The 24357-nt window shown below is 59.6% G+C and carries 23 protein-coding genes; 5 read left to right on the forward strand and 18 right to left on the reverse strand.

The features are described 5' to 3' along the window. Nucleotides 1-2 precede the first annotated feature (2 nt). Complete coding sequence (locus ICA16_RS16825) at nt 3-3071, reverse strand: efflux RND transporter permease subunit (protein WP_150604728.1); 3069 nt, start codon at nt 3069-3071, stop codon at nt 3-5. Between the two features lie 6 nt (nt 3072-3077). Continuing rightward, nucleotides 3078-4190, reverse strand: a complete 1113-nt coding sequence (locus tag ICA16_RS16830) for an efflux RND transporter periplasmic adaptor subunit (RefSeq protein ID WP_210701077.1) — start codon at nt 4188-4190, stop codon at nt 3078-3080. 94 nt (nt 4191-4284) lie between these two features. Between ICA16_RS16830 and ICA16_RS16835 the strand changes: the two genes are divergently transcribed. Next, nucleotides 4285-4920 carry a TetR/AcrR family transcriptional regulator gene (locus tag ICA16_RS16835; protein ID WP_150594546.1) on the forward strand — a complete coding sequence of 212 codons (636 nt, stop codon included), beginning with the start codon at nt 4285-4287 and terminating at the stop codon, nt 4918-4920. Between the two features lie 115 nt (nt 4921-5035). Here the strand turns inward: ICA16_RS16835 and ICA16_RS16840 are convergent, their stop codons facing one another. After that, complete coding sequence (locus ICA16_RS16840; protein ID WP_215731853.1) at nt 5036-5818, reverse strand: class I SAM-dependent methyltransferase; 783 nt, start codon at nt 5816-5818, stop codon at nt 5036-5038. Between the two features lie 93 nt (nt 5819-5911). Here ICA16_RS16840 and ICA16_RS16845 point away from each other — a divergent pair, with 93 nt between their 5' ends. Beyond that, nucleotides 5912-6532 (forward strand): hypothetical protein, encoded by a 621-nt coding sequence (locus ICA16_RS16845; RefSeq protein WP_042560794.1) that lies wholly within the window; start codon nt 5912-5914, stop codon nt 6530-6532. A 3-nt stretch (nt 6533-6535) separates the two neighbouring features. Here ICA16_RS16845 and ICA16_RS16850 read toward each other — a convergent pair whose 3' ends face one another. The 7 genes from ICA16_RS16850 to ppc form a co-directional block, all read right to left on the reverse strand. After that, complete coding sequence (locus tag ICA16_RS16850; protein WP_210701078.1) at nt 6536-7228, reverse strand: extensin-like domain-containing protein; 693 nt, start codon at nt 7226-7228, stop codon at nt 6536-6538. Nucleotides 7229-7230: 2 nt separating this feature from the next. Beyond that, nucleotides 7231-8067: an isocitrate lyase/PEP mutase family protein gene (locus ICA16_RS16855; protein WP_210701079.1), complete on the reverse strand. Its 837-nt coding sequence runs from the start codon at nt 8065-8067 to the stop codon at nt 7231-7233. Nucleotides 8068-8099: 32 nt separating this feature from the next. Continuing rightward, nucleotides 8100-8960, reverse strand: coding sequence for a DUF72 domain-containing protein (locus tag ICA16_RS16860; protein ID WP_150688998.1), 861 nt, complete (start codon nt 8958-8960; stop codon nt 8100-8102). Further along, a complete protein-coding gene (locus tag ICA16_RS16865; protein WP_042560798.1) occupies nt 8960-9268 on the reverse strand; it encodes a hypothetical protein in 309 nt (102 codons plus the stop codon). The genes ICA16_RS16860 and ICA16_RS16865 overlap by 1 nt, the downstream gene beginning before the upstream one ends. A gap of 222 nt (nt 9269-9490) precedes the next feature. Further along, a complete protein-coding gene (gene tsaB / locus ICA16_RS16870; protein WP_210701080.1) occupies nt 9491-10165 on the reverse strand; it encodes a tRNA (adenosine(37)-N6)-threonylcarbamoyltransferase complex dimerization subunit type 1 TsaB in 675 nt (224 codons plus the stop codon). A 92-nt stretch (nt 10166-10257) separates the two neighbouring features. Beyond that, nucleotides 10258-10905: an adenylate kinase gene (gene adk / locus ICA16_RS16875; protein ID WP_103303063.1), complete on the reverse strand. Its 648-nt coding sequence runs from the start codon at nt 10903-10905 to the stop codon at nt 10258-10260. A gap of 301 nt (nt 10906-11206) precedes the next feature. Further along, nucleotides 11207-13837: a phosphoenolpyruvate carboxylase gene (gene ppc / locus ICA16_RS16880; protein WP_210701081.1), complete on the reverse strand. Its 2631-nt coding sequence runs from the start codon at nt 13835-13837 to the stop codon at nt 11207-11209. 212 nt (nt 13838-14049) lie between these two features. Between ppc and ICA16_RS16885 the strand changes: the two genes are divergently transcribed. From ICA16_RS16885 to lptF, 3 genes are all read left to right on the forward strand, one after another. Beyond that, nucleotides 14050-14394 carry a hypothetical protein gene (locus ICA16_RS16885; RefSeq protein WP_047299892.1) on the forward strand — a complete coding sequence of 115 codons (345 nt, stop codon included), beginning with the start codon at nt 14050-14052 and terminating at the stop codon, nt 14392-14394. 376 nt (nt 14395-14770) lie between these two features. Continuing rightward, on the forward strand, nt 14771-15175 hold the full coding sequence (locus ICA16_RS16890) for a DUF4398 domain-containing protein (protein ID WP_042560872.1): 405 nt from the start codon (nt 14771-14773) through the stop codon (nt 15173-15175). A gap of 55 nt (nt 15176-15230) precedes the next feature. Continuing rightward, entirely contained in the window at nt 15231-16019 is a 789-nt protein-coding gene (gene lptF / locus ICA16_RS16895; protein ID WP_150604736.1) for a lipotoxin F family OmpA-related lipoprotein LptF, read from the forward strand. A gap of 141 nt (nt 16020-16160) precedes the next feature. Here the strand turns inward: lptF and ICA16_RS16900 are convergent, their stop codons facing one another. The 8 genes from ICA16_RS16900 to ICA16_RS16935 form a co-directional block, all read right to left on the reverse strand. Then, entirely contained in the window at nt 16161-16490 is a 330-nt protein-coding gene (locus tag ICA16_RS16900; RefSeq protein WP_150604737.1) for a PA3694 family proteiin, read from the reverse strand. Next, nucleotides 16487-17392, reverse strand: coding sequence for an alpha/beta hydrolase (locus ICA16_RS16905; RefSeq protein WP_210701082.1), 906 nt, complete (start codon nt 17390-17392; stop codon nt 16487-16489). The genes ICA16_RS16900 and ICA16_RS16905 overlap by 4 nt, the downstream gene beginning before the upstream one ends. 165 nt (nt 17393-17557) lie before the next feature. After that, nucleotides 17558-18835 (reverse strand): flavohemoglobin expression-modulating QEGLA motif protein, encoded by a 1278-nt coding sequence (locus tag ICA16_RS16910; protein ID WP_042560877.1) that lies wholly within the window; start codon nt 18833-18835, stop codon nt 17558-17560. 33 nt (nt 18836-18868) lie between these two features. Next, on the reverse strand, nt 18869-19423 hold the full coding sequence (locus tag ICA16_RS16915; RefSeq protein ID WP_210701083.1) for a hypothetical protein: 555 nt from the start codon (nt 19421-19423) through the stop codon (nt 18869-18871). A 150-nt stretch (nt 19424-19573) separates the two neighbouring features. Continuing rightward, nucleotides 19574-20287 (reverse strand): TetR/AcrR family transcriptional regulator, encoded by a 714-nt coding sequence (locus tag ICA16_RS16920; protein WP_150604741.1) that lies wholly within the window; start codon nt 20285-20287, stop codon nt 19574-19576. Nucleotides 20288-20392: 105 nt separating this feature from the next. Next, on the reverse strand, nt 20393-21895 hold the full coding sequence (gene lysS, locus ICA16_RS16925; RefSeq protein WP_047299888.1) for a lysine--tRNA ligase: 1503 nt from the start codon (nt 21893-21895) through the stop codon (nt 20393-20395). Nucleotides 21896-22009: 114 nt separating this feature from the next. Next, a protein-coding gene (gene prfB, locus ICA16_RS16930) for a peptide chain release factor 2 (RefSeq protein ID WP_150594562.1) occupies nt 22010-23105 on the reverse strand; the annotation gives its coding sequence in 2 pieces (ribosomal slippage) (nt 22010-23032 and nt 23034-23105; 1095 coding nt in all). Between the two features lie 205 nt (nt 23106-23310). Continuing rightward, a complete protein-coding gene (locus ICA16_RS16935) occupies nt 23311-24312 on the reverse strand; it encodes a response regulator (protein WP_042560882.1) in 1002 nt (333 codons plus the stop codon). Nucleotides 24313-24357 lie beyond the last annotated feature (45 nt).

Consider the following 24357-nt stretch of genomic DNA (forward strand, 5'->3'; position numbering starts at 1 on the left):
GATCACCCCTCCCGACGAACCCTGAACCAAGCCGCATACAACGCCGGCAAAAACAAAAGCGTCAACGCCGTAGCCACAATCAACCCGCCCATGATCGCCACCGCCATCGGCCCAAAAAACACACTGCGCGACAACGGAATCATCGCCAGCACCGCCGCCAATGCCGTCAGCACAATCGGCCGAAAACGCCGCACCGTCGCCTCGATAATCGCCTGCCAAGGCCTCAGCCCCGAGGCGATATCCTGCTCGATCTGATCCACCAGAATCACCGAATTGCGCATGATCATCCCCGACAGCGCGATCGTCCCCAGCATCGCCACAAACCCGAACGGCTGACGGAACACCATTAGAAACAGCACCACCCCGATCAACCCCAACGGCGCCGTCAAAAACACCATCGCCGTGCGCGAGAAGCTACGCAGTTGCACCATCAGCAAGGTCAGCACCACAACGATGAACATCGGCACCCCGGCATTCACCGACGCCTGCCCGCGCGCAGAATCCTCCACCGTACCGCCGACATCCAACAGATAACCGTCCGGCAATTCAGCGCGAATCGGATCAAGCGTCGGCATGATCTGCTTCACCAGCGTCGCCGGCTGCTCCTTGCCATAAATGTCCGCACGCACGGTCACGTTCGGCAGACGATTACGGTGCCAGATGATGCCTTCTTCAAAACCATATTCGAGCGTGGCGACCTGCGACAACGCCACGCTGCGACCGTTATCAGTCGGTACCGCCAGGCTCGGCAACAACGACAATTCAGTGCGCTCATGCACCGTGCCGCGCAGCAGAATCTCGATCAATTCATTGTCTTCGCGATACTGACTGACACTCGATCCGGTCAACGAACTCTGCAGGAATTTCGCCAGATTGGCGGTGCTCACCCCAAGTGCCCGAGCGCGATCCTGATCGATGTTCAGGTACACAACCTTGCTCGGTTCTTCCCAATCCAGATGCACATTGGCCACATGCGGATTCTCGCGAACCTTGGCCGCCACTTTGCGCGCCAGTGCGCGGACTTCTTCGATGTGTTCACCGGTGATGCGGAACTGCACCGGATAGCCAACCGGCGGGCCGTTTTCCAGACGCGTGACTCGCGAACGCAGTGCCGGGAATTGCTCGTTGAGCGTGCTGATCAGCCAGCCCCGCAGCGCTTCACGCTCCTCGATGTTTTTTGCCAACACGACAAACTGGGCGAAGCTCGCCGCCGGCAGTTGCTGATCCAGCGGCAAGTAGAAACGCGGTGATCCGGTGCCGACATATGCCACATAGTTGTCGATACCGGCGTGCTCCTTGAGCATCGCTTCCAGGCGTTTGACTTCGCCAGTGGTATTGGCCAGCGACGCACCCTCGGCCAGTTTCAGATCGACCATCAATTCCAGCCGATTGGAGGCCGGGAAGAACTGCTGCGGCACGAAACGGAACAACACCACCGAGGCGATAAACAGCCCGACCGTCAGCACGATCACGGTTTTGCGATGCGACACGCACCACTCCACCAAACGCCGAACCCGCTGATAAAACGGTGTGCCATACGGGTCCGCCTGACCATCGGCAGTGCCGTGTTTGGCCGCATGAATTTTCGCCAGATCCGGCAGGAGTTTTTCCCCCAGATACGGCACGAACACCACCGCCGCCACCCATGAAGCGAGCAACGCAATCGTCACGACCTGAAAGATCGAGCGGGTGTATTCACCCGTACCGGACTGCGCAGTGGCAATCGGCAGGAAGCCTGCAGCGGTGATCAGCGTACCGGTGAGCATCGGGAACGCGGTGCTGGTCCAGGCGTAGCTGGCCGCGCGAATCCGATCGAAGCCCTGCTCCATTTTGATCGCCATCATTTCCACGGCAATGATCGCGTCATCCACCAGTAGCCCCAGCGCCAGCACCAGCGCACCGAGGGAGATTTTGTGCAGGCCGATGCCGAGGTAATACATGCAGGCGAAGGTCATCGCCAGCACCAGCGGAATAGTCAGCGCCACGACCATGCCGGTGCGCACGCCAAGGGAGAAGAAACTCACCAGCAACACGATCGCCAGCGCCTCGACCAACACTTGAACAAACTCGCCAACCCCGGTTTTTACCGCTGCTGGCTGGTCGGAGACTTTGCGCAATTGCATGCCGGCCGGAAGGTTTTTTTGGATCCGCGAGAACTCGCCTTCCAGTGCCTTGCCGAGCACCAAAATGTCGCCGCCGTCCTTCATCGCCACGGCCAGACCAATCGCGTCTTCAGCCATGAAGCGCATGCGCGGCGCCGGCGGATCGTTGAAACCGCGCCGCACGTCAGCGACATCGGAGATACGGAACGTCCGGTCACCGACGCGGATCGGGAAGTTCTTGATCTCGTCGACTGTCTGAAAATTCCCCGTGACCCGTAGCTGCAAGCGCTCGCTGCCCGTCTCGAAGAAGCCAGCGGTGGACACCGCGTTCTGCTCTTCCAGCGCCTGTTGCACCGCCGCCAGCGGTAAACCAAGAGTGGCGAGTTTGACGTTGGACAGCTCGACCCAGATCTTCTCGTCCTGCAAACCAAGCAAGTCGACCTTGCCGACATCCTTGACCCGTTGCAGTTGAATCTGAATGCGGTCGGCGTAATCCTTGAGCACGGCGTAGTCGAAACCGTCGCCGGTCAGTGCGTAGATATTGCCGAAGGTGGTGCCAAATTCATCGTTGAAGAACGGCCCCTGAATCCCCGGCGGCAAGGTCTGGCGAATGTCGCTGACCTTTTTGCGCACCTGATACCAGAGATCGGGAATGTCTTTGGAATGCATCGAATCGCGAGCAATGAACGTGACCTGAGATTCGCCGGGACGCGAGAAGGAAACGATGCGTTCGTACTCGCCGGTTTCCATCAGTTTCTTTTCGATGCGCTCGGTCACCTGACGCGAAACTTCCTCTGCCGTCGCGCCCGGCCAGCGGGTCTGGATGACCATGGCTTTGAAGGTGAAAGGCGGGTCTTCGCTCTGGCCGAGCTTGGTGTAGGACAACGCACCAACGATGGCCAGCAAAAGCATCAGGAACAGTACGATCTGGCGATTACGCAGCGCCCATTCGGAAAGGTTGAAGCGCATCGGGGCTTACTCCTTGTCCGCCAGATTGACCACACGGTTGGAGCGATCCACGGGGCGCACCTGCTGCCCTTCGAGCAGGACATGCACGCCTGCGGCGACCACCCAATCACTGGCGTTCAAGCCTTCGAGCACCGGCACGACTTTCTCGCCAAACGGGCCGACACGCACCGGAGTTTTCTTCAATGTGTTGTTGGCGCCAACGACCCAGACGTAGGTCGCGCCATTTTCAGCGGTCAGCGCCGAGAGCGGCACCGACAGCGACACGGCATCGGCCGATTGCACGAACACCCGGGCGCTCTGGCCCAGTTCGGCCGGGACCTTGCCACTGGTAAAAGAAATTCGCGCGGCGAAGGTACGGGATTTCGGATCGGCAGACGGCGACAGCTCTCGAATCTGCCCGGCGAAGCGCTGGTTCTGCTGGGTCCAGAGTTCGACCGTCACCGGTTGCCCGACCTTGAAGCGGCCGAAACTCTGCTCCGGCAGGCCGATCAGCACTTCACGTTCGCCATCGGTGGCGAGGGTGAACACGGTTTGCCCGGCCGCGACCACTTGCCCGACTTCGACCGAACGCTTGGCCACCACGCCATCCTGTGGCGCGCGCAGCACGGCGTAACTGGCCTGGTTGGTCGAGACGTTGAATTCGGCTTTGATCTGCTTGAGGCGGGCTTCGCCGGAGCGATAGAGGTTTTCGGCGTTGTCGTACGCGGAGCGGCTGACCATCTGCCGATCCATCAGGGTTTTGTAGCGGTCGCGCTCGGCACGGACGAGGTTGAGATTGGCTTCAGCGGCGGAAACCTGAGCGCGGGTGGCTTCCAGTTGCAGGCGCACGTCCTGCGGATCGAGTTCGGCGAGGGGTTGGTCTGCCTTCACGCGCTGACCTTCGTCGACCAGTCGTCGGCTGACTTTGCCCCCTATGCGAAACGCCAGATCGGGTTCGTAGCGGGCACGCACCTCGCCCGGATAACTTTCCATCGCCTGCGCCGAAGGCTCAGGCTGCACCACCATGGCCGGTCGTACGGTGACTTGCGTCACCTCTTCCTGGCCGCACGCGGACAATAAAAAAACCAGACTGACTGGCAATGCAAATGGCCACGTGAGGTGCAGTGCATGGCGGAACATGATGACGGACCTTTCGCTAATGGTGCTTGGAATAATTATACTGGCGGGTATGTTATTAATAGCAAACTCACCAGTCCAGTAATAAAAGCGAAGAATGTCGAACAATCTTTCAGCTCCAAACGGCCCGGGCCGCCCCAAGGATCTGGCCAAGCGCCAGGCCATCCTCGATGCGGCGAAAATTCTGTTTCTGAGTCATGGCTACGCCAACACCAGCATGGACGCGGTCGCCGCCGAGGCGGGGGTGTCTAAACTGACGGTTTACAGCCATTTCAACGACAAGGAGACGCTGTTCTCTGCCGCCGTGATGGCCAAATGCGAGGAGCAATTGCCGCCGCTGTTCTTCGAATTACCGGCCGGCATCGCTGTGGAAAAGGTGTTGCTGAACATTGCCCGAGGCTTTCATCAACTGATCAACAGCGATGAATCGGTGAATCTGCATCGCCTGATCATGGCGCTGGGCAGTCAGGATCCGAAGCTGTCGCTGATCTTCTTCGAGGCAGGCCCGCAGCGCATGGTGCAGGGCATGGAGCGGTTGTTGACGCAGATCCATGACAGCGGCGCGCTGAGCATTGATCTGCCACGCAATGCGGCGGAGCATTTTTTCTGCCTGATCAAGGGCGCGGGGAATTTCCGCTTGTTGTATGGCTGTGGTGAGCCGTTGGGCGAAGAGGCTTCAGAGAGCCATGTGCGGGAAGTGGTGGGGTTGTTTATGCGGGCGTATCGGCCCTGATTTTTGTGATGCATTGGCTGGCCCCATCGCGAGCAGGCTCACTCCTACATTGGATTTGTGTACACCACAGATTAATTGTAGGAGTGAGCCTGCTCGCGATGGGCGCGACTCGGTCTCAGGATTTGAGCGCTTTCTTGGGGTAGATGTCATACCGGCTGGACTTGCCATCCAGCGCATGACTCGGTTTGGGCCCCTCAATGCAAGGTGCCTTGCGCGGGCGTTTGACCACCACCCGGTGCGTCGCCAGCGCCAGCGCCGCTTCGAGCAACGCCGGGGCATCCGGATCATCACCAACCAGTGGCCGGAACAGGCGCATTTCCTTCTTCACCAGCGCGGTTTTCTCGCGATGCGGAAACATCGGGTCGAGGTAGATCACCTGCGGCGGCTCGCCTTCCCAGTTGCGCATGACCTCGATGGAGTTGCCCTTGAGCAACTTCATCCGCGCCACGATCGGCGCCACATCGAAATCTTCCGCCGCCCGCGCCAGACCATCCTCCAGCAATGCGCCGATCAGCGGCTGACGCTCGATCAGGCTCATCTCGCAACCCAGACTCGCCAGCACGAACGCATCCTTGCCCAGACCCGCCGTCGCATCCAGCACCCGCGGGCGCACGCCTTGAGCGACGCCGACAGCCTTGGCGATCATCTGCCCGCTGCCGCCGCCGTATAACCGACGATGCGCCGCGCCACCCTCGACGAAGTCCACGCGCACCGGCCCCGGCGCGTCCGGCCCCAGTTGCTGCAATTGCAAACCCTGTTCGCCGACCTGCAAGGCAAACTCGCCGTCGACCACCTCAAGCGGCAGGCCCAGGCGCTCGGCCCAGTGCTCGGCTTGCACAGCGAACGTCGGGCCGAGGGCTTCGACATGGATGCGGCAGGCCGCGGGTTGCTCAATCATTGGAAAACACGCTCAAAAATTTAAGGATCGGCAAAAACCGCCGATAACTCATTCAACGCGCATTTTGCCAGAGCTGAGCGTCAACCGAAAAAAATGTCAGGCATTCTTCCCACATCGATTGGCTACATCTCGCCCCATGGCGATTTCAGCCGTCATAACACTCAAGCACTGAGCGGCGTCAGCCACCTGTGGCAGGATTTCTTTGCCCAGGCGATGGCCGAACAGACGAGTGATGTGGTGCCGGCCTGCGGCACGTTTCCCCCGGTTGACCTGACCAGCCCGGAAGAACCGACCGTCGGCAGCGAACTGCACGCACACATCATCAGCCAGCGCGAATGCGATGTAGTTGAAACCCAGGTGCGTCCGCCAGAGCCGCTGTTTTTGCCGATCGCCGAGTTCGAAATGGAGCTGCTGGACAAACCGTTCCCACCGTTCCCGCCAGAAGAAATCAAGGCTCAGCAAGGGCAACAGGACTTCGACAGCAGTTGGGTTCGCCCGATCGTGATCAACAACGGTCAACCGATTCCGGAACCGGGTGCCGCGCCGCAGAAGCGTCCGCTGTATTTGCCGATTGCCGAGTTCGACCTGGACCTGCTGCAAAAGCCTTACCCGCCATTCCCGCCGGAAGAAATCGTCGAGCAGCAGAAAGCCCTGGACTTCGATAACGGCTGGGCACGCCCGATTGTTCTGCAGAACCTGCGCATCGCCGCTTGAATCTCAGCGACACACGCTCCAGCGCCCGACATCGACATGAAAGTGATTGCGATGGGCGGCGTTGTAATCAGGGCTCAACACCACACTGAACGCCTCGCAGGCGCCGTCGCGCACCTGACGCAGAAACTGTGCGTCCTGATTTTTCTTGGGCCAGTCTCTGAGCACGCTGACGGTCCGGCCATCGGCCAGCCGAAAACCGGCGATATCCAGCGCATCGGCACTGGCATGGCGGCTGAGCGCACCACTCTCGCGGTTATAGATATTTCGACAGGCAAAGCTGCCGAGGTGATCGAGACGCGCGACGTTCTGGCCGTAAATGGCCTGTGCCGCGGGTTGCAGCGAGTGCCGCTCAAACATCGCGTACGCGACTGCCAGCGGACAACTGGCGAGGAAACTGCTGCTCAGCGCCACCTCGCCGCCCTGCACGCGCAAAGCGCCGATCAGCGGGCATTTGGCACCGGGGCTGTCGGACTGCGGCGTGACGCGCAGTGCAGAACTGCGCAGTGCCTGGGCGCAGAGTTCGGGATCGCCGCGCAAACGCATCAGCTTGTAGCCGGTCAGCCAGTTAGGCGTGGCTTTGACGTCCAGCGGCGCCCACGGATTGAATTGCGCCGGCACCTCTAGCCAACCACGCCAGACACTGATCGCAGCGCCGCCGATGCTCAGCAGAATAAACAGCGCAAACCAACGCCCCATGCTCAGCCTTTGAAAAACTGATTGGCTTTGGCGTACGGCATCGACTGCGAAGTGAAGCCGAAGGTGCCGGACTGCTGAATTTCTTCAGCCGCGCGGAAGAACTCGCCGAACGCCGCCAATGCCAGCGCCGAACCGGTGCTGATCCGGCGCACGCCCATTTCTTCGAGTTGCTGCACAGTGAGTTTCAAGCCGCCGGACATCAACACGTTGACCGGTTTCGGCGCCACTGCGCGCACCACTGCAATCACTTCTTCGGCGGTGCGCAAACCCGGCGCATAAAGCACGTCGGCGCCCGCCTCGGCAAAGGCCTGCAAGCGGCGGATGGTGTCGTTGATGTCGGGATTGCCGTGCAGATAGTTTTCCGCCCGCGCTGTCAGGAGAAAGGGAAACGGCAGCGTGCGCACAGCGGCGACAGCGGCTTCGATGCGCGCCACAGCGTGTTCGAAGCAATAGATCGGCGCGTCTGCGCGGCCCGTGGCGTCCTCGATCGATCCGCCCACCGCGCCCGCCTCTGCTGCACGCAACAGGCTTTTCGCGGACTCGACCGGGTCGTCGGCAAAACCGTTTTCCAGATCCACCGCCACCGGCAGATCAGTCGACGCGACTATCGCCCGGACGTTGGCCAAGGTGTCATCCAGGCTCAAGGCGCCATCGGCTTTGCCCTGGGAAAACGCATAACCTGCGCTGGTGGTGGCCAATGCCTGATAGCCAAGGCTTGCGAGCATCTTCGCCGAGCCGGCATCCCACGGATTGGGAATGACGAAAATCCCCGGACGCTCATGCAGGGCTTTGAAGGCTTGGGCTTTACGGGCTTGTTCGGTAAGGGCTTGCACGTCCATCGACTGGCTCCAGGGCAGGAAACGAATCTGCCTCAGAGCAGGCCAAGTTGCTCCGCGGCGGGCTCTCTGTATAGCTCAGGCAGAGATGGCAGGCCAGGCAAACGTTGCATCAGTTGTGCGTGAAAACGTTGCGCGAGCTTTGCCGCCAACAGGTTATCGGCGGTGTGCAGGAAGATGTACGGCGTGCGGCCCTCTTCAATCCACTCGGCAATTTTCGCCACCCACGGTACAAGAAACGGATCGTTGGCTTCCAGTTCCGGATGGCCAATGAAGCGCACTTGCGGGAACTGCGTGAACGCCGCCGGACGCGTCGGTACTCGTGGTTTTTTCGATTGTGCGTGGATGACTGAAGAGTCGGTCGACAGGCAACTGAACAGCGCACGCGGATCGAGGCAGATACGCTCCACGCCCCGATCAAGCAGCAGACGATTGAGCAATCGCTCACTCTCGCCCTTGGCGAAGAACTGCTCGTGGCGCACTTCCACCGCCAGCGGGCAGTCCAGCGCATCGATGAATGCCGCCAGTTCCGGCAGCCGATGCGGTGCGAAGCTTTTCGACAGTTGCAGCCACAGCGGCGATACACGCTCGCCGAGGGGTTTGAGTAATTGCAGGAAGGTTTCGGCGGCGGTCAGTTGCTCACGCAAGTCGCCGCCGTGACTGATGTCGCCGGGGAACTTGGCAGTGAAGCGAAAGTGCGCAGGCATGGTTTCGGCCCAACGCTGCACGGTGGCGGGCGAAGGGCTGGCGTAGAAAGTCGTATTGCCTTCCACCGCGTTGAACACTTGGGAATAGAGGCTGAGGAAGTCGGAGGTTTTTGCGTCTACCGGATAAAGATACTCGCGCCAGGCGTTTTCACTCCAGGACGGGCAACCGAGGTAGTAAGGCAGATCCATCAGATGTACAGATCGAGGCCCAGCACGTCCGCGTCCCAATCCACAAAACCGGCGGTGCTCAGGTAGCTGGCCAGGGCCATCGCTACGCTTTTCTTCATCGTGCGGTGGTAGATCATGTCTTGCTGACGGGCGGGCAGATTAGCCAGGCGTTGCGCGGAGGCTTTGGCAGCGCGGGCGGCCAGTTGCTCCTCAGTCGGGAATTCCAGCTCGCCGTCGATGTCGTCGACGGATTCATCCAGCGCCGGATTGCCTTTGCGAGGCTTGCGCTTGATAGGGTAGGACTGAGTGGAAACGCCGTCTATACGCATAAAGTCATGCTCGGTATCAATGATGGCAATTTAGCGGCACTTGACCGACTTAGCAAACCGCCGAGTGATAACTAGAACACATAAAGCGCAAAAGGTTTAAAACGCGGGGTCAGAAACTGACGATTGGCGTCTGGAAGATCAAAAGATCGCAGCCTTCGGCAGCTCCTACAATTGGAATACGATCCCTGTGGGAGCTGCCGAAGGCTGCGATCTTTTAAAGGCTTAACGGGCTTTTGGGGTGGCGACTTTGTCGCGCAGGTAAACAGGCTGAGCATCATCTGCCGGGATCGCCTCACCGCGTTCCCAGGCAAATCGCGCCAACGTCAGCAGGTCTTCGGCGTGGGGCAGCATGCTGGCATCAGAACCGTTCAGATTGACCGCGATGCGCTCCGCGTAACTCCAACCGGTGCCCGCACCGAACCAGTCACCGCTGGCATCGGCCGGCAGTGCCGCGACTTGCGGCGGCAACACTGCTTCAGCACCGACCAGACGCATCTCACCCGCCGTTTCGCGGTAGCAGCCCCAATACACTTCATCCATCCGCGCATCGATGGCCGCGGCCACTTGGCTCACGCCATGCTCACGCAATGCACGTTGCGCCAGCACGGCAAGGTTGGACACCGGCAACACCGGACGGTCCAGCGCGAACGCCAGCCCCTGCACCACGCCAATGGCTATGCGCACACCGGTAAACGCACCCGGGCCGCGACCGAACGCAATCGCGTCAACCGCTTGCAACGTGGTGCCGGCGTCGGCCAGCAGTTGCTGGATCATCGGCAGCAGCTTCTGCGCGTGCAGGCGCGGGATCACCTCGTAATGGCTCGTGACCTTGCCGTCATGCAGCAAGGCAACGGAGCAAGCTTCAGTCGCGGTGTCCAGGGCCAGCAAGGTGCTCATCGATGTTTCCAAAACAGGTGGGAAAAAAGTGCGTCAGTATAAACAACTACGGCCCGCAAGCGGGCCGTGGATGTTGCCGCCGCTCAGACTTTTCAGCTCAGCGCTTCGAGTACCTTGGCGGTGATTGCCTCAACCGAACCAACGCCCGGGATGTGGCTGTACTTCGGCTTGCCGTTGGCAGCGGACAGCTTCTGGTAGAAGTCCACCAGTGGCTTGGTCTGCGAGTGGTAGACCGACAGGCGATGACGCACGGTTTCTTCGGTGTCGTCCTTGCGCTGTACCAGTTCGTCACCGGTGATGTCGTCTTTGCCGGCAATTTTCGGCGGGTTGTAGACGATGTGGTAAACGCGGCCGCTGGCCTCGTGAACACGACGACCGGCGATGCGTTGAACGATTTCTTCGTCTTCAACGGCGATTTCAACCACGGCGTCCAGCTCGACACCGGCAGTAACCAGCGCTTCAGCCTGCGGAATGGTGCGCGGGAAGCCGTCGAACAGGAAGCCGTTGGCGCAATCAGGTTGAGCGATGCGGTCTTGAACCAGTGCGATGATCAGGTCATCCGACACCAGGCCGCCGGCATCCATGATGCTCTTGGCTTGAACGCCCAGCGGAGTACCGGCCTTGACCGCTGCACGCAGCATGTCGCCAGTGGAAATTTGTGGAATGCCGAATTTCTCGGTGATGAACTTAGCCTGAGTACCTTTACCGGCCCCGGGAGCTCCCAGCAGAATGACGCGCATTAGATGTGCTCCTCAATTTTTTTATAAAAAGCTTTTACAAAACAAAGGCCTCGCCTCTTGGGACGAATCCTGAAAAATACGGGTCGTGGCCGCACAAACGGCCAAAGGCTGATCAAGATACACAGCAGGCTGCGCCCACACAAGACGCCAAAAGTCGGAGAAACCGACGCCCGCCGCGACTTCGGGACGCGGTGACCCAAGTCGCAACCCCATCATTAACTGTCGCTTGGCGAAACATTTCCAGTAGATATCCAGCGGCACCCGACACATGCACCGGGTGCCCTGCCCCGCCGAAAAAACCTTAGCCGGTATTACGCAAACCGGCGGCAATCCCCGCCACAGACACCAGCAACGCTTGCTCCACCGGGCTGCCCTGCTCGACATTCTGTTGTCGCGAGCGGGCGAGCAGCTCGGCCTGCAATAGATGAAGCGGGTCGAGGTAGGTGTTGCGCAGGCGGATGAATTCCAGGGTGTCCGGGCTATGCGCCAGCAGCTGCGACTGCCCGGTCAGCCCAAGCACCACTGCGCACGCCTGCGACAATAGGTCGCGTAACTGCGCGCCCAACGGCAGCAAATCCGGCTCGACCAGGCGCTGGTCGTAAGACAACGCAATATCGGCGTCAGCCTTGGCCAGAACCATTTCCAGCATGTCGATGCGCGTACGAAAGAACGGCCATTGTTCGCGCATCTGCCCGAGCAATTCGCCTTCGCCGCGCTCCAGCGCCTTGCTCAGCGCCGATTCCCAGCCGAGCCAGGCTGGCAGCATCAGCCGCGTTTGCGTCCAGCCGAAGATCCACGGGATCGCCCGCAGACTTTCGATGCCACCCGCGCGGCGCTTGGCCGGACGACTGCCCAATGGCAAGCGTCCCAGTTCCTGCTCCGGAGTGGACTGACGGAAATACTCGACGAATTGCGGATTTTCCCGCACGACCTGGCGATAGGCGCTGACACCATCAGCGGCCAATTCGTCCATCAGATGGCGCCATTCCGTTGTTGGCGGCGGCGGTGGCAACAGCGTCGCTTCGAGCACCGCCGCCAGGTACAGATTGAGGTTTTGCTCGGCGATGTCCGGCAGGCCGAATTTGAAACGAATCATTTCTCCCTGCTCGGTGGTGCGGAACCGCCCCGCTACCGATCCCGGCGGCTGCGACAGAATCGCCGCGTGCGCCGGACCACCGCCACGGCCGACAGTGCCACCGCGACCATGGAACAACAGCAGTTCGACTTGCTGTTCACGGCAGATTTCCACCAGCCGTTCCTGGGCGCGATATTGCGCCCACGCCGCTGCGGTGGTGCCCGCATCCTTGGCGGAATCGGAGTAGCCGATCATCACTTCCTGCGGACCTTGCAACCGTGCGCGGTAACCCGGCAGCAGCAACAGACGCTCCATCACCGGGCCGGCGTTGTCGAGGTCGGCGAGGGTTTCAAACAATGGCACCACACGCATCGGCCGCAGTACGCCGGATTCTTTCAGCAGCAACTGCACGGCAAGTACGTCGGAGGCAGCGCCCGCCATCGAGATCACGTAGGAGCCCAGCGAAGCGCCGGGCGCGGCGGCGATTTCCTTGCAGGTGTTGAGCACTTCAGCGGTGTCGGCGGACGGCTTGAAATGCGCCGGCAGCAACGGTCGACGATTGCTCAGTTCACGGGTAAGAAAGGTAATGCGTTGCTCTTCGTCCCAGTCCTCGTAGCGACCGAGGCCCAGGTAATCAGTAATTTCGGTCATTGCCGAACTGTGCCGCGCGGAGTCCTGACGCACGTCGAGGCGCACCAGGAACAAGCCGAACGTCACCGCCCGGCGCAGACAATCAAGCAATGGGCCGTCGGCGATCACGCCCATGCCGCATTCGTGCAACGAGTTGAAACACAGCTCCAGCGGATCAAGCAGATCACGATTGTTTTGCAGCACATCCGCTGGCGCCGGCGTCGGTGCGGTCAGCGCTGCATGCGCCCAGTTGCGCGTGGAGCGCAGGCGTTCGCGCAATTGCTTGAGTACCGCACGATACGGTTCGGCGCTGTCACCCGCCTGGGCCTTGAGTGCGTCGCTGGCCTGCTGCATCGACAACTCGGCAGCCAGATGATCGATATCGCGCAAGTACAAATCAGCGGCCATCCAGCGCGCCAGCAGCAACACTTCCCGAGTCACCGCAGCGGTGACATTCGGGTTGCCGTCACGGTCGCCGCCCATCCACGAGGCGAAGCGAATCGGCGCAGCCTCCAGCGGCAAACGCAGGCCCGTGGCCTCGTACAAAGCCTTGTCGGCCTTGCGCATATGGTTGGGAATCGCCTGCCACAGCGAGTGTTCGATGACTGCGAACCCCCACTTGGCTTCGTCCACCGGGGTTGGGCGGGTGCGGCGGATTTCTTCGGTGTGCCAGGCTTCGGCGATCAGCCGTTGCAGGGTGTTTTGAATCTGCTCGCGCTCGGCGCTGGTCAGGTCACGATGATCCTGTGCGGCAAGTTGCGCGGCAATGGCGTCGTACTTCTGGATCAGCGTGCGCCGCGCCACTTCGGTCGGGTGCGCGGTCAGCACCAGTTCGATTTCCAGTCGTCCAAGTTGTCGGGCGAGGGATTCGGCGCTGTGACCTTCGTTGCGCAGGCGGGCGAGCAATTCGGGGAGCACCCGGGATTCGAACGGCGCGGGTTGCGACTCTTCGCGACGATGGATCAACTGATACTGTTCGGCGATGTTCGCCAGATTGAGAAACTGGTTGAACGCCCGCGCCACCGGCAGCAGTTCGTCTTCGCTCAATTGATTGAGGCTGGCGCTCAGCTCTGCATCCATCGAGCCTCGGCGGTCGGCCTTGGCGCCCTTGCGAATCTGCTCGATCTTGTCGAGAAAACCTTCGCCGTACTGGTCTCGAATGGTATTGCCCAACAGCTCTCCGAGCAGGTGAACATCCTCGCGCAAGCGTGCATCAATATCGGTCATCAGCAGTTCTCCAGCGGTAATCCGGGCGGCCTAGAAACGAGTGCATGACGCAGAGAGTGCCGCTCTACGGCGCTTCTTACAAGCAGGCGACGAAGGGACTTTAAACCTTGTGGCCGAAAGCTAGTCTCAACATTAAGCCGCATAAAGGCTTGCCGCCGGCCCCGCCGGACACTCACCCAAGCCTGCTACAGCAGGTGCGACATGAGGTCATCATGAAAATCCGTGAACTCGCCCAGCATTGGGAAGAAAACGCCAAGGGTCGCCTGACCGACACTGGCTACACGATTCATCTGGACGTCGAGGCCGCTGCGCGTCTGGCAGCGATTGCCGAGATGTACCCCAAACGCCACCCCGAAGAACTGCTCGGCGAACTGATCGGCGCAGCCCTTGAAGAGTTCGAAGCGAGCCTGCCCTATGTGAAAGGCTCGACGGTGGTTGCGACGGATGAGGAAGGTGATCCGCTGTATGAAGACGTCGGACCAACGCCGCGTTTTCTGGCGCTGTCACGGCGGCATTTGCAGGATTTGTCATCTGCTGAAAACAAGCAGAAACACTGACACAACGCAGATCCAACTGTAGGAGTGAGCCTGCTCGCGATAGCGGTGTGTCAGACACCAAAGAGGCTGAATATCACATCGCTATCGCGAGCAGGCTCACTCCTACATTGACCGTATTTCCTCCGTTAGCATCGCGTCAGACCAAGCTGAAAACCACCCGCGCGTACCACTCCAGCCCACCAAAGTTCCCGCCCCAGAGCCTTGTCCATTTGGTCAAAAATTATTTAGGCGATAGGCCATCTTTTCTGAACTTTTGAAAACAGCCGCCGGTCGGACCCTGTAACCACTCCTGGAACGAGCGTTTCAAAAACGCGCTGTACAAGACGCTTAAGGCTCCTCGACCAGGATGGATTCAGATGTATTCAGGAGATGCCTAATGGAGTTGAAGACCATGAAAAACCAAACCTCGTTTACCCACCTGCGCGGTCTGAAACTGGCCGCCCTGGCAATCGGCACCAGCTTCGTACTGGCCGGTTGCGCCGGTAATCCACCGACCGAGCAGTACGCCGTGACCCAATCTGCGGTCAACAGCGCAGTCAGCGCCGGTGGTACCGAGTTTGCTGCCGTTGAAATGAAGCAGGCGCAGGACAAACTCAAGCAAGCCGAAATCGCCATGCACGACAAGAAGTACGAAGAAGCTCGTACGCTGTCCGAGCAAGCCGAGTGGGACGCTCGCGTAGCAGAACGCAAGGCTCAGGCCGCCAAGGCTGAACTGGCTGTCAAGGATTCCCAGAAAGGTGTTCAGGAACTGCGTCAGGAAAGTCAGCGCACCGTGAAGTAAGCGCGCATCCCGACCGCAAAGCTGAAACTCTTACCGATAGAAAGGACGACAAATTATGCGTAAGCAACTGATGATTCCCGCTCTTCTGGCCGCAAGCGTTGCCTTGGCTGCCTGCTCCACCCCGCCTAATCCGAACCTGGAAAACGCACGCACCAACTACGCCGGCCTGCAAGCCAACCCGCAGGCGAGCAAAGTAGCGGCGCTGGAAACCAAAGATGCCAGTGAGTACCTGGACAAGGCCGACAAGGCCTACCTGGACAAGCAAGACGCGGCCAAGGTTGACCAACTGGCTTACCTGACCAACCAGCGTGTTGAAGTGGCCAAGCAGACCATTGCCCTGCGCACTGCTGAAAACAATCTGAAGAACGCCTCCGCCCAACGCGCCCAGGCACGTCTGGACGCTCGCGATCAACAGATCAAGCAGTTGCAGGACAGCCTGAATGCCAAGCAGACCGATCGCGGTACGCTGGTGACTTTTGGTGATGTGCTGTTCGCCACCGACCGCGCAGACCTGAAATCCAGCGGTCTGGTGAACATCAATAAACTGGCGCAGTTCCTCCAGGAGAACCCGGATCGCAAAGTGATCGTCGAGGGCTACACCGACAGCACCGGTACCGCCAGCCACAACCAGACGCTGTCCGAGCGTCGCGCCAACTCCGTGCGCACTGCACTGGTGAAAATGGGCGTTGATCCAGCGCGCATCGTCGCTCAGGGTTACGGCAAGGAATATCCGGTTGCCGAGAACGGCAGCGTTTCCGGTCGTGCGATGAACCGTCGCGTGGAAGTGACCATTTCCAACGACAACCAGCCAGTGATGCCACGTTCGGCTGTCAGCTCGAACTAAGCTTCACGCTGTAACGCAAAAGCCCCGCCTGAGTGATCAGGCGGGGCTTTTTTGTTGATCAAAAGATCGCAGCCTTCGGCAACTCATACAGGTGAAATGAAATCCCATGTAGGAACTGCCGAAGGCTGCGATCTTTTGATTTTAAGGCTCCAGCTTCTGCGGCGTCTCCTCGCCCATGCAGCGCACGGCTTTTTTCTGGGCATTGATCAGCACGCCGGTCAGACCTTTCTGCTCGGTATCAAACAGCACCAGCACGCCATCAATGCACTGCGCCACTTGCGGTGCCGGGCTCAGCGAGAGTTTGTAGTCCTCTCCCGGCACGGTCTTGAGCATGGTGAATTCGTTGAGCAGCAGCGCATCCTCGGGTTTGGCGAAGTGCAGGTAGCCGTAGTACCACAGGGCGCCAACGGTGCCGAGGATGCTGCAGATACCCGTGATGATCAGCGGGATGGCATTACGTTCTTCACTCATTGCGGACTCTCATCTTCAGAATTCGGGGGTTGCGGGTAATTGGGGATTTCGCCGAGGCGGCGCAGGCCGTTGAAGTGCTCGGGATCGTCGAGATAGCGCAGCATCACCTGACGCCAGACCGGGTCGCCGAAGGTCTGTACATGGCCGCCGCGTGTCAACTGCAATACCCGCGGCGGCGGCGCAGCTTGATACAGGCGGATGCCGTTGGATAGAGGCACCAGCGGATCATCGATGCTGTGGAAGATCAGTTTCGGCACGCCGTTGAGTTGCGGCATTGAATTGATCGCGCTGTCGCCATCCGGCACCAGCCACGACAGCGGCACCTGAAACGGCCAGGTCAGCCACGAAGTGCTGAGGGCGTATTGGCCGACGCTGCGATAACTGGCGGGCACGCCGTCGAGCACCAGCGCCTTGAGCTGTTTCTGCCGCTCGGGATGCTGCACCAACCAATGCACGGCCATCGAGCCGCCGAGGCTTTGACCGAGGAGGATCAGCGGCTTGCCTTTGATTTCGGGCGCCTTGTCCAGCCAGGCGAACGCCGCGTCGATGTCCTGATAGATCGCCGGCAGACTCGGTTCGCCCTCGGACAAGCCATAGCCGCGATAGTCCACCAACAACACTTGATAGCCGTTTTTCGGCAACCACCAACTTCCGCCCAAATGCATCGGCAAGTTGCCGCCGTTGCCATGCAGGTGCAGGACGGTGCCTTTAACCTCGGCACCCGGTTTGGCCGGCAGCCACCACGCGTTCAGCTTGAGGCCGTCGGCGGTGGTCAGGGTGACGGTGCGGTATTCGAGTTTGGCTTTTTCCGGGGTGAAGATCTGGCCCGGCTCTGGGTAGAACAGCAGTGAACTGCAACCGCCAAGGGTCAGGAGCAGGCAAAAGATGCCGAGGATTCTCATCCGGTGAAACCTCGCGAATATTCGGGTTGGAACACAATAATTGTGGCAATCCTGAACCCTGTGGGAGCTGGCTTGCCAGCGATTGCATTCTGTCAGTCAATATTGATGTTGGCTGACCCGCCGCCATCGCTGGCAAGCCAGCTCCCACAGGGGGTTGTGTAGGGTCTAGAGGATGTTGGAATAGTCCGCCTCGATCCGGTCCAGGCTCAAATGGTTGAGGAAGTTGGAGAAGCACATCCACGCCGACAGCGCATTCAGATCACGGAACTGGTCAGGCAGATATTTCGGCGCCACCACCAGCCCCTCATCCACCAATTGGCGCAAGGTACGCATGTCTTCCAGAGTGGTCTTGCCGCAGAACAACAGTGGAATCTGCTCAAGCTTGCCCTTACGCACGGCCAACTGAATGTAGTTGTAAACCATGATAAAGCCCTTGAGGTAGGACAAGTCTTTGGTGAATGGCAGACCGGTCGGCGTCGACCCGCGGAAAACCCGACTGGCGTTGCCATAGCTTTCCGCCATTTCAAAGCCCTGCTCACGGAAAAACTCGAACACCTGCAAGAAGTCCGCGCCCTCCTCGACCATGTGAATGGCGCGGGTACGGTTGGTCAGTTTGCGCAGACGGCTCGGGTAGGAGGCGAAGGTGATGATTTCCATCAGGATCGCCAGACCTTCCTGAGTCACCGTTGACGACGGCGGGCCCTTGGACAGAAAGGTGCAGATCGGCTGGTTCAAACCGTTGAGCGTGGTGCCGACGTGCACCAGACCCTCGTGAACTTCCAGTGCGCGCACGTCGCGGTCGTTGAACATCGCGTCAGTGCGGATCTTGATGTAGTCGGCGCCCGCCGCCGCATCGGCAACGATACCGTCGGACTCGAACACGCGAATGGTTTCCTCAGCCTCGCCGAACACTTTGTTCAGACGGGTTTGCAACAGGTGCACGGCGTCTTTGGCGGTGAGGGTTTTCGGCTCGTCCTTCAGGTCGCCACGGCCATCGATGTTGTTCAGATAGTCGGACATCATCAGGCCGAGGTCGGCCAAGGTCGGGTCACCGGCGTGGAATGCGTCGGACGCAGCGCCGTACAATTCTTGGGAGATCAGACCGAAATCTTCGGTGCCGCGCGCTTCGAGCATACGCACCACCATGCGATATTCCTTGCACATGCGCCGCATGATCTGCCCGACCGGGTTGAACTGGCCGAGCTGGCGAGTGATGTCGCGCTCGATGTTCTGGAATTCCAGTTTGACCTTGCTCGAATCGAACGCCAGCGGCCGGTTCAGGTAATAGTCGCGATCCACCGCCGGCATTTCCTTGCCCTTGGCCTTGAGAAAACCCTTGCGGATGCTTTCGTCCCACTTGACCGCGTCAAGAACACGGATTGGCGTCTGCGCCAGCACAATGCGATCGGACAATATGCGTATCGACTGCTGGTAATCGTCCACCCGAAACTCCTGTAAAAAACCTGATGTTCTGAATTATTTGGCGCCGGCCCGACGCTGATAGCGCGCCGCTTCGACAAAGACATCGGAATTGGCCGGATCGTCGAGGTAAGCGAAGACTTTGTCGAGGTTGCTGTCGACCAGAACGCCATCGCCGTCGTCGGTCTGGAAGGCCTGACCGTCGAGGGCTTTGTGTTGGATTGCCTGATTGATCTGCTCGAGATCGAGGTTGTACACCACCAGCTCATGTTTGTCGGTAAGTTCGAAACCGGCGATGGTGTAGTGGCCACCGAACTGCGCCGGCACTTTCGCCGACAGGTACCAGCGATTGCCACGATGCGAGACGGTGAACGGATAGGCTTCGCGCTCGCGGGGTTTGGCTTTGAAATAGGTGACGGCCTGATAGCGGTTGTTGCCCAGACGGGTCAGCTCAAGGTTCATCGGCTCGCCCCAGGCATTGACGCTCGACCACTTGCCGAGCAGGCCCTTGGGCGCCGTTTCATGGGTGGACAGCGGCGACTCGAACGTCACCAGACAGCCACTGAGCAGCAGGAACGACAAGGCGATCAGCACGCCACGCCAGGCTTTCATTCGATACTCCCTATGAACCTGAATCACCTTTCTCTGCAGGAGCTGCCGAAGGCTGCGATCTTTTGATCCTGATTTCTAAAAGCAAGATCAAAAGATCGCAGCCTTCGGCAGCTCCTACATTGGGACCGGCGTCAGGCGGACCACATTGCGTTACACCGACGCGAGGACCAAATGCATATACCGCGTCAGAATCCCCAGCATCTCTTCCTCCGCCAAAGGCTCGGCGTCGTTGAGCAGGCCCTGATATTCCATCCGTCCGATAATCGCCGTCAACACCTTGGCATCTTGCTGCGGCTCACGCGAGCCCAATACCTGAAACAACTGGCAGGTACCCTGCAGCAAAATCTGCTGATGCGAGCGCACCAGAATCGCCAGGCGCGGGTTGAGCAGCGCTTCCTGACGGAATGCCTGCTCGGCCATCAAATGCTCGCGACGGTTGAGCAGCTGTCGCTGCACGTAATCGGCCATCAACCGCGCAATATCATCGGCCAGTTGCGAGCGCGACTCGGGGCTGCCGTCACCGCTGACGACCATATCGCGCAGCAGCCCTTCGTTGTTGATCCACAGCTTGGCCATGTATTCGGCACTGCGTTCAACGTATTGGGCAAAGGTATCGGTGAGCAGGTCATCGATGTCCTTGAAGTAATAAGTGGTGGCCGAGAGCGGTACCGCCGCTTCCGCAGCCACTGCACGGTGGCGTACGGCGCGCACGCCATCACGCACGACAATGCGCATTGCCGCGTCGAGAATGTCCTGACGACGCTGCTCACTGCCCTGTCGGCTGGCCTTGCGACCCTGGTACTGAACACTTTCAGCGACCGCAGTGGCGATACCCGCTGCACCTTCTTGAGCGATTGCAACCATCACGACAGGCATTCCTCTGTTATTTCAAAAGTAACCAAACGATACATTTGTACCAGACAGGCAATAAAAAGCCGCCTGTTTTAGGCGGCTTTTTAACTGAAACGTTTACGCTTGCGGTCGCATGTGCGGGAACAGGATCACATCGCGAATCGACGGCGAGTTGGTCAGCAACATCACCAGACGGTCGATGCCGATACCTTCACCGGCCGTTGGCGGCATGCCGTACTCCAGCGCGCGAACGAAGTCGGCGTCGTAGTGCATGGCTTCGTCGTCGCCGGCGTCCTTGTCGGCCACCTGCGCCATGAAGCGCTCGGCCTGGTCTTCCGCATCGTTCAACTCGGAATAGGCGTTGGCGATTTCACGGCCACCGATGAACAGCTCGAAACGGTCGGTGACGTTCGGGTTGTCGTCATTGCGACGAGCCAGCGGCGACACTTCGAACGGGTACTGAGTGATGAAGTGCGGCTGCTCCAGCTTGTGCTCGACCAACTCTTCGAAAATCATCACTTGCAGCTTGCCCAGACCTTCGAAGCCCAGCACCTTGGCGCCGGCCTTCTTGGCGATGGCGCGAGCCTTGTCGATGTCGTTCAGATCATCGGCGGTCAGCTCAGGGTTGTACTTGAGGATCGAGTCGAACACCGACAGGCGCACGAACGGCTCGCCGAAGTGGAACACCTTGTCGCCGTACGGCACGTCGGTGCTGCCCAGAACCAGCTGCGCCAGTTCACGGAACAACTCTTCGGTCAGGTCCATGTTGTCTTCGTAGTCGGCGTAAGCCTGGTAAAACTCCAACATGGTGAATTCAGGGTTGTGACGGGTCGAGACGCCTTCGTTACGGAAGTTGCGGTTGATCTCGAAAACCTTCTCGAAACCGCCAACCACCAGACGCTTGAGGTACAACTCAGGCGCGATACGCAGGAACATTTCCATGTCCAGCGCGTTGTGGTGGGTTTCGAACGGCTTGGCCGCAGCGCCGCCGGGAATGGTCTGCAGCATTGGCGTTTCGACTTCGAGGAAGTCGCGCTGCATCAGGAAGCTGCGAATGTGCGCAATCACTTGCGAACGTACGCGGAAAGTCTGACGCACTTCTTCGTTGACGATCAGATCAACGTAGCGCTGACGGTAGCGCTGTTCGGTGTCGGTCAGGCCGTGATGTTTGTCCGGCAGCGGGCGCAACGACTTGGTCAGCAGGCGCACGGTGGTCATTTCAACGTACAGGTCGCCTTTGCCGGAACGGGCCAGGGTGCCTTCGGCAGCAATGATGTCGCCCATGTCCCAGGTTTTCACCGCGGCCAGGGTTTCTTCGGACAGGGTCTTGCGGTTGACGTAGACCTGAATGCGACCGGTCATGTCCTGGATCACCATGAACGAGCCACGGTTGAGCATGATGCGACCGGCAACCTTGACCGGGATTGCAGCCTCTGCCAGCTCTTCCTTGGTCTTGTCCGCGTACTGTTTCTGCAACGCATCGCAGTAGTTGTCGCGGCGGAAGTCGTTCGGGAAGGCATTGCCCTTGGCGCGCTCGGCAGCAAGCTTTTCCTTGCGCAGGGCGATCAGGGAGTTTTCTTCCTGTTGCAGGGCTTGCGGATCGAGTTGTTGGTCGCTCATGTCTTTAGATATTCCATCAGGTTCGTTGCCCCCGGGCCTTGCAGCCCGGGGATCGCCAGCAGGGCTGGCTCCTACAGGGATCGCGTTGAATCAGCCGACCCTGTATTGCGTCTTTTACAGCCCTGATTTCAGGCTGGCTTCCAGGTATTCATCGATGTCGCCATCGAGCACCTTGTCGCAGTCGCTGCGTTCGATGTTGGTCCGCAGGTCTTTGATTCGCGACGCGTCGAGCACGTAAGAGCGAATCTGGTGACCCCAGCCGATGTCGGACTTGGTGTCTTCCAGCGCCTGGGAAGCGGCGTTGCGCTTCTGCATTTCCTGCTCGTACAACTTGGCCCGCAGCATTTTCATGGCGGTGTCCTTGTTGGCGTGCTGGGAACGTTCGTTCTGGCAGCTGACCACGGTGTTGGTCGGTACGTGAGTAATACGTACGGCCGAGTCGGTGGTGTTTACGTGCTGACCACCGGCACCCGAGGAACGATAGGTGTCGATCCGCAGGTCTGCCGGGTTGATTTCGATTTCCACTTTGTCATCGATCTCTGGCGAGACGAAAACCGCGGAGAACGAGGTGTGGCGACGGTTGCCGGAGTCAAACGGGCTCTTGCGCACCAGGCGGTGCACGCCAATCTCGGTCCGCAGCCAGCCAAAGGCGTATTCACCCTTGATGTGCACGGTCGCGCCCTTGATCCCGGCGACTTCACCGGCGGACAGTTCCATGATGGTCGCGTCGAAACCGCGTTTGTCAGCCCAGCGCAGGTACATGCGCAGCAGGATGTTGGCCCAGTCCTGCGCTTCGGTGCCGCCGGAACCGGCCTGGATGTCCAGGTAGGCGTTGTTCGGGTCCATTTCATGGCTGAACATACGGCGGAATTCGAGCTTGGCCAGGTTGGCCTCGAGACGGGCCAGTTCAGCGACGACATCGCCCACTGCGCCTTCGTCGTTTTCTTCGACAGCCATGTCGAGCAGGTCGCGGCAATCGGCCAGACCGCCGTTCAATTCGTCGAGGGTATCGACGATTTGCGCCAGCGCAGAGCGCTCGCGGCCCAGTTCCTGGGCGTATTCAGGTTTGTTCCAGACACTCGGATCTTCAAGCTCGCGATTGACTTCAGTCAGACGCTCATGCTTTTGATCGTAGTCAAAGATACCCCCGAATAGTTTCGGAGCGCTCGGACAGGTCCTTGATGGTGTTCAGGATCGGGTTGATTTCCATGGCGGGCAGCACTCGTTGGCGAACTTTTGAAAGCCGGCGAGTATAACGTAATCGGGCTGTAACGGCAGCCCGTCTGGCGGGGCGAATCGAGCATTAATGAACTGTAGGAGCTGCCGAAGGCTGCGATCTTTTGATTTTTTAAAGATCAAAAGATCGCAGCCTTCGGCAGCTCCTACAGGGTTTTGCATTTGTCGTGGGAGTCGGGTTACTCGATCCCGACCTGATTACGCCCGTTGTTCTTGGCCAAGTACAACCCACGATCGGCCGCCGATATCAGCAACCGGCAATCGCTGCCCGCCTGCGGCACCATGGTCGCCAGACCAATGCTGATAGTCAGGCTCGTCCCTTCGCTGGGCGCAATGTGTGGAATCTTCAGTGAAGCCACGGTCTGGCGCAGTTTTTCCGCCACCAGTCGTGCGCCGCCCGGCGAAGTATTCGGCAGCACCAGCGCAAATTCCTCACCACCGTAACGCGCCGGCAAGTCCGAGGGGCGCGCACTGGCATCGCGAATGGCCGTGGCGACCTTGCGCAATGCTTCATCGCCTTCGACATGGCCGAACGTGTCGTTATAGGACTTGAAGTAATCGACGTCGATCATCAGCAACGACAACTGGCTCTGGTCGCGCAACGAGCGGCGCCATTCCAGCTCCAGGTATTCGTCGAAGTGGCGGCGGTTCGACAGCCCGGTCAGGCCATCGGAGTTCATCAGGCGTTGCAGCACCAGGTTAGTGTCGAGCAACTGCTGCTGACTGACGCGCAGGGCACGGTAGGCCGCGTCTCGTTGCAGTAACGTCATGTAGGAGCGCGAGTGATAGCGGATGCGCGCCACCAGTTCGATGGTGTCCGGCAGCTTCACCAGATAATCGTTGGCACCCGCGGAGAACGCCGCGCTCTTGATCAGCGGGTCTTCCTTGGTCGACAGGACAATGATCGGAATGTCCTTGGTCGCCGGGTGATTGCGGTACTCGCGCACCAGGCTCAGGCCGTCAAGACCGGGCATCACCAGGTCCTGGAGAATGACCGTCGGCTTGATCCGCACCGCTTGCGCAATGGCCTGATGCGGGTCGGAACAGAAGTGGAAGTCGATGTTTTCTTCGTTCGACAGCCCACGGCGCACGGCTTCGCCGATCATCGCCTGATCGTCTACCAACAACACCATGGCGGCGTTTTCGTCGGTTTTAATGTCGTCGATCTGTAAATCATTCATGGGCTGTCACCTGATTACTGCGGGGGCCAGGATTGCGGATAAAAC

The organism is Pseudomonas anatoliensis (assembly GCF_017976235.1).
GTDB lineage: Bacteria > Pseudomonadota > Gammaproteobacteria > Pseudomonadales > Pseudomonadaceae > Aquipseudomonas > Aquipseudomonas anatoliensis.

What these genes read in the sequence shown, in the direction of transcription:
- ICA16_RS16825 (WP_150604728.1), bottom strand. Translation starts at nt 3,071, where the DNA reads ATGCGCTTCAACCTTTCCGAATGGGCGCTGCGTAATCGCCAGATCGTA.
- ICA16_RS16830 (WP_210701077.1), bottom strand. Translation starts at nt 4,190, where the DNA reads ATGTTCCGCCATGCACTGCACCTCACGTGGCCATTTGCATTGCCAGTC.
- ICA16_RS16835 (WP_150594546.1), top strand. Translation starts at nt 4,285, where the DNA reads ATGTCGAACAATCTTTCAGCTCCAAACGGCCCGGGCCGCCCCAAGGAT.
- ICA16_RS16840 (WP_215731853.1), bottom strand. Translation starts at nt 5,818, where the DNA reads ATGATTGAGCAACCCGCGGCCTGCCGCATCCATGTCGAAGCCCTCGGC.
- ICA16_RS16845 (WP_042560794.1), top strand. Translation starts at nt 5,912, where the DNA reads ATGTCAGGCATTCTTCCCACATCGATTGGCTACATCTCGCCCCATGGC.
- ICA16_RS16850 (WP_210701078.1), bottom strand. Translation starts at nt 7,228, where the DNA reads ATGGGGCGTTGGTTTGCGCTGTTTATTCTGCTGAGCATCGGCGGCGCT.
- ICA16_RS16855 (WP_210701079.1), bottom strand. Translation starts at nt 8,067, where the DNA reads ATGGACGTGCAAGCCCTTACCGAACAAGCCCGTAAAGCCCAAGCCTTC.
- ICA16_RS16860 (WP_150688998.1), bottom strand. Translation starts at nt 8,960, where the DNA reads ATGGATCTGCCTTACTACCTCGGTTGCCCGTCCTGGAGTGAAAACGCC.
- ICA16_RS16865 (WP_042560798.1), bottom strand. Translation starts at nt 9,268, where the DNA reads ATGCGTATAGACGGCGTTTCCACTCAGTCCTACCCTATCAAGCGCAAG.
- tsaB (WP_210701080.1), bottom strand. Translation starts at nt 10,165, where the DNA reads ATGAGCACCTTGCTGGCCCTGGACACCGCGACTGAAGCTTGCTCCGTT.
- adk (WP_103303063.1), bottom strand. Translation starts at nt 10,905, where the DNA reads ATGCGCGTCATTCTGCTGGGAGCTCCCGGGGCCGGTAAAGGTACTCAG.
- ppc (WP_210701081.1), bottom strand. Translation starts at nt 13,837, where the DNA reads ATGACCGATATTGATGCACGCTTGCGCGAGGATGTTCACCTGCTCGGA.
- ICA16_RS16885 (WP_047299892.1), top strand. Translation starts at nt 14,050, where the DNA reads ATGAAAATCCGTGAACTCGCCCAGCATTGGGAAGAAAACGCCAAGGGT.
- ICA16_RS16890 (WP_042560872.1), top strand. Translation starts at nt 14,771, where the DNA reads ATGGAGTTGAAGACCATGAAAAACCAAACCTCGTTTACCCACCTGCGC.
- lptF (WP_150604736.1), top strand. Translation starts at nt 15,231, where the DNA reads ATGCGTAAGCAACTGATGATTCCCGCTCTTCTGGCCGCAAGCGTTGCC.
- ICA16_RS16900 (WP_150604737.1), bottom strand. Translation starts at nt 16,490, where the DNA reads ATGAGTGAAGAACGTAATGCCATCCCGCTGATCATCACGGGTATCTGC.
- ICA16_RS16905 (WP_210701082.1), bottom strand. Translation starts at nt 17,392, where the DNA reads ATGAGAATCCTCGGCATCTTTTGCCTGCTCCTGACCCTTGGCGGTTGC.
- ICA16_RS16915 (WP_210701083.1), bottom strand. Translation starts at nt 19,423, where the DNA reads ATGAAAGCCTGGCGTGGCGTGCTGATCGCCTTGTCGTTCCTGCTGCTC.
- ICA16_RS16920 (WP_150604741.1), bottom strand. Translation starts at nt 20,287, where the DNA reads ATGGTTGCAATCGCTCAAGAAGGTGCAGCGGGTATCGCCACTGCGGTC.
- lysS (WP_047299888.1), bottom strand. Translation starts at nt 21,895, where the DNA reads ATGAGCGACCAACAACTCGATCCGCAAGCCCTGCAACAGGAAGAAAAC.
- ICA16_RS16935 (WP_042560882.1), bottom strand. Translation starts at nt 24,312, where the DNA reads ATGAATGATTTACAGATCGACGACATTAAAACCGACGAAAACGCCGCC.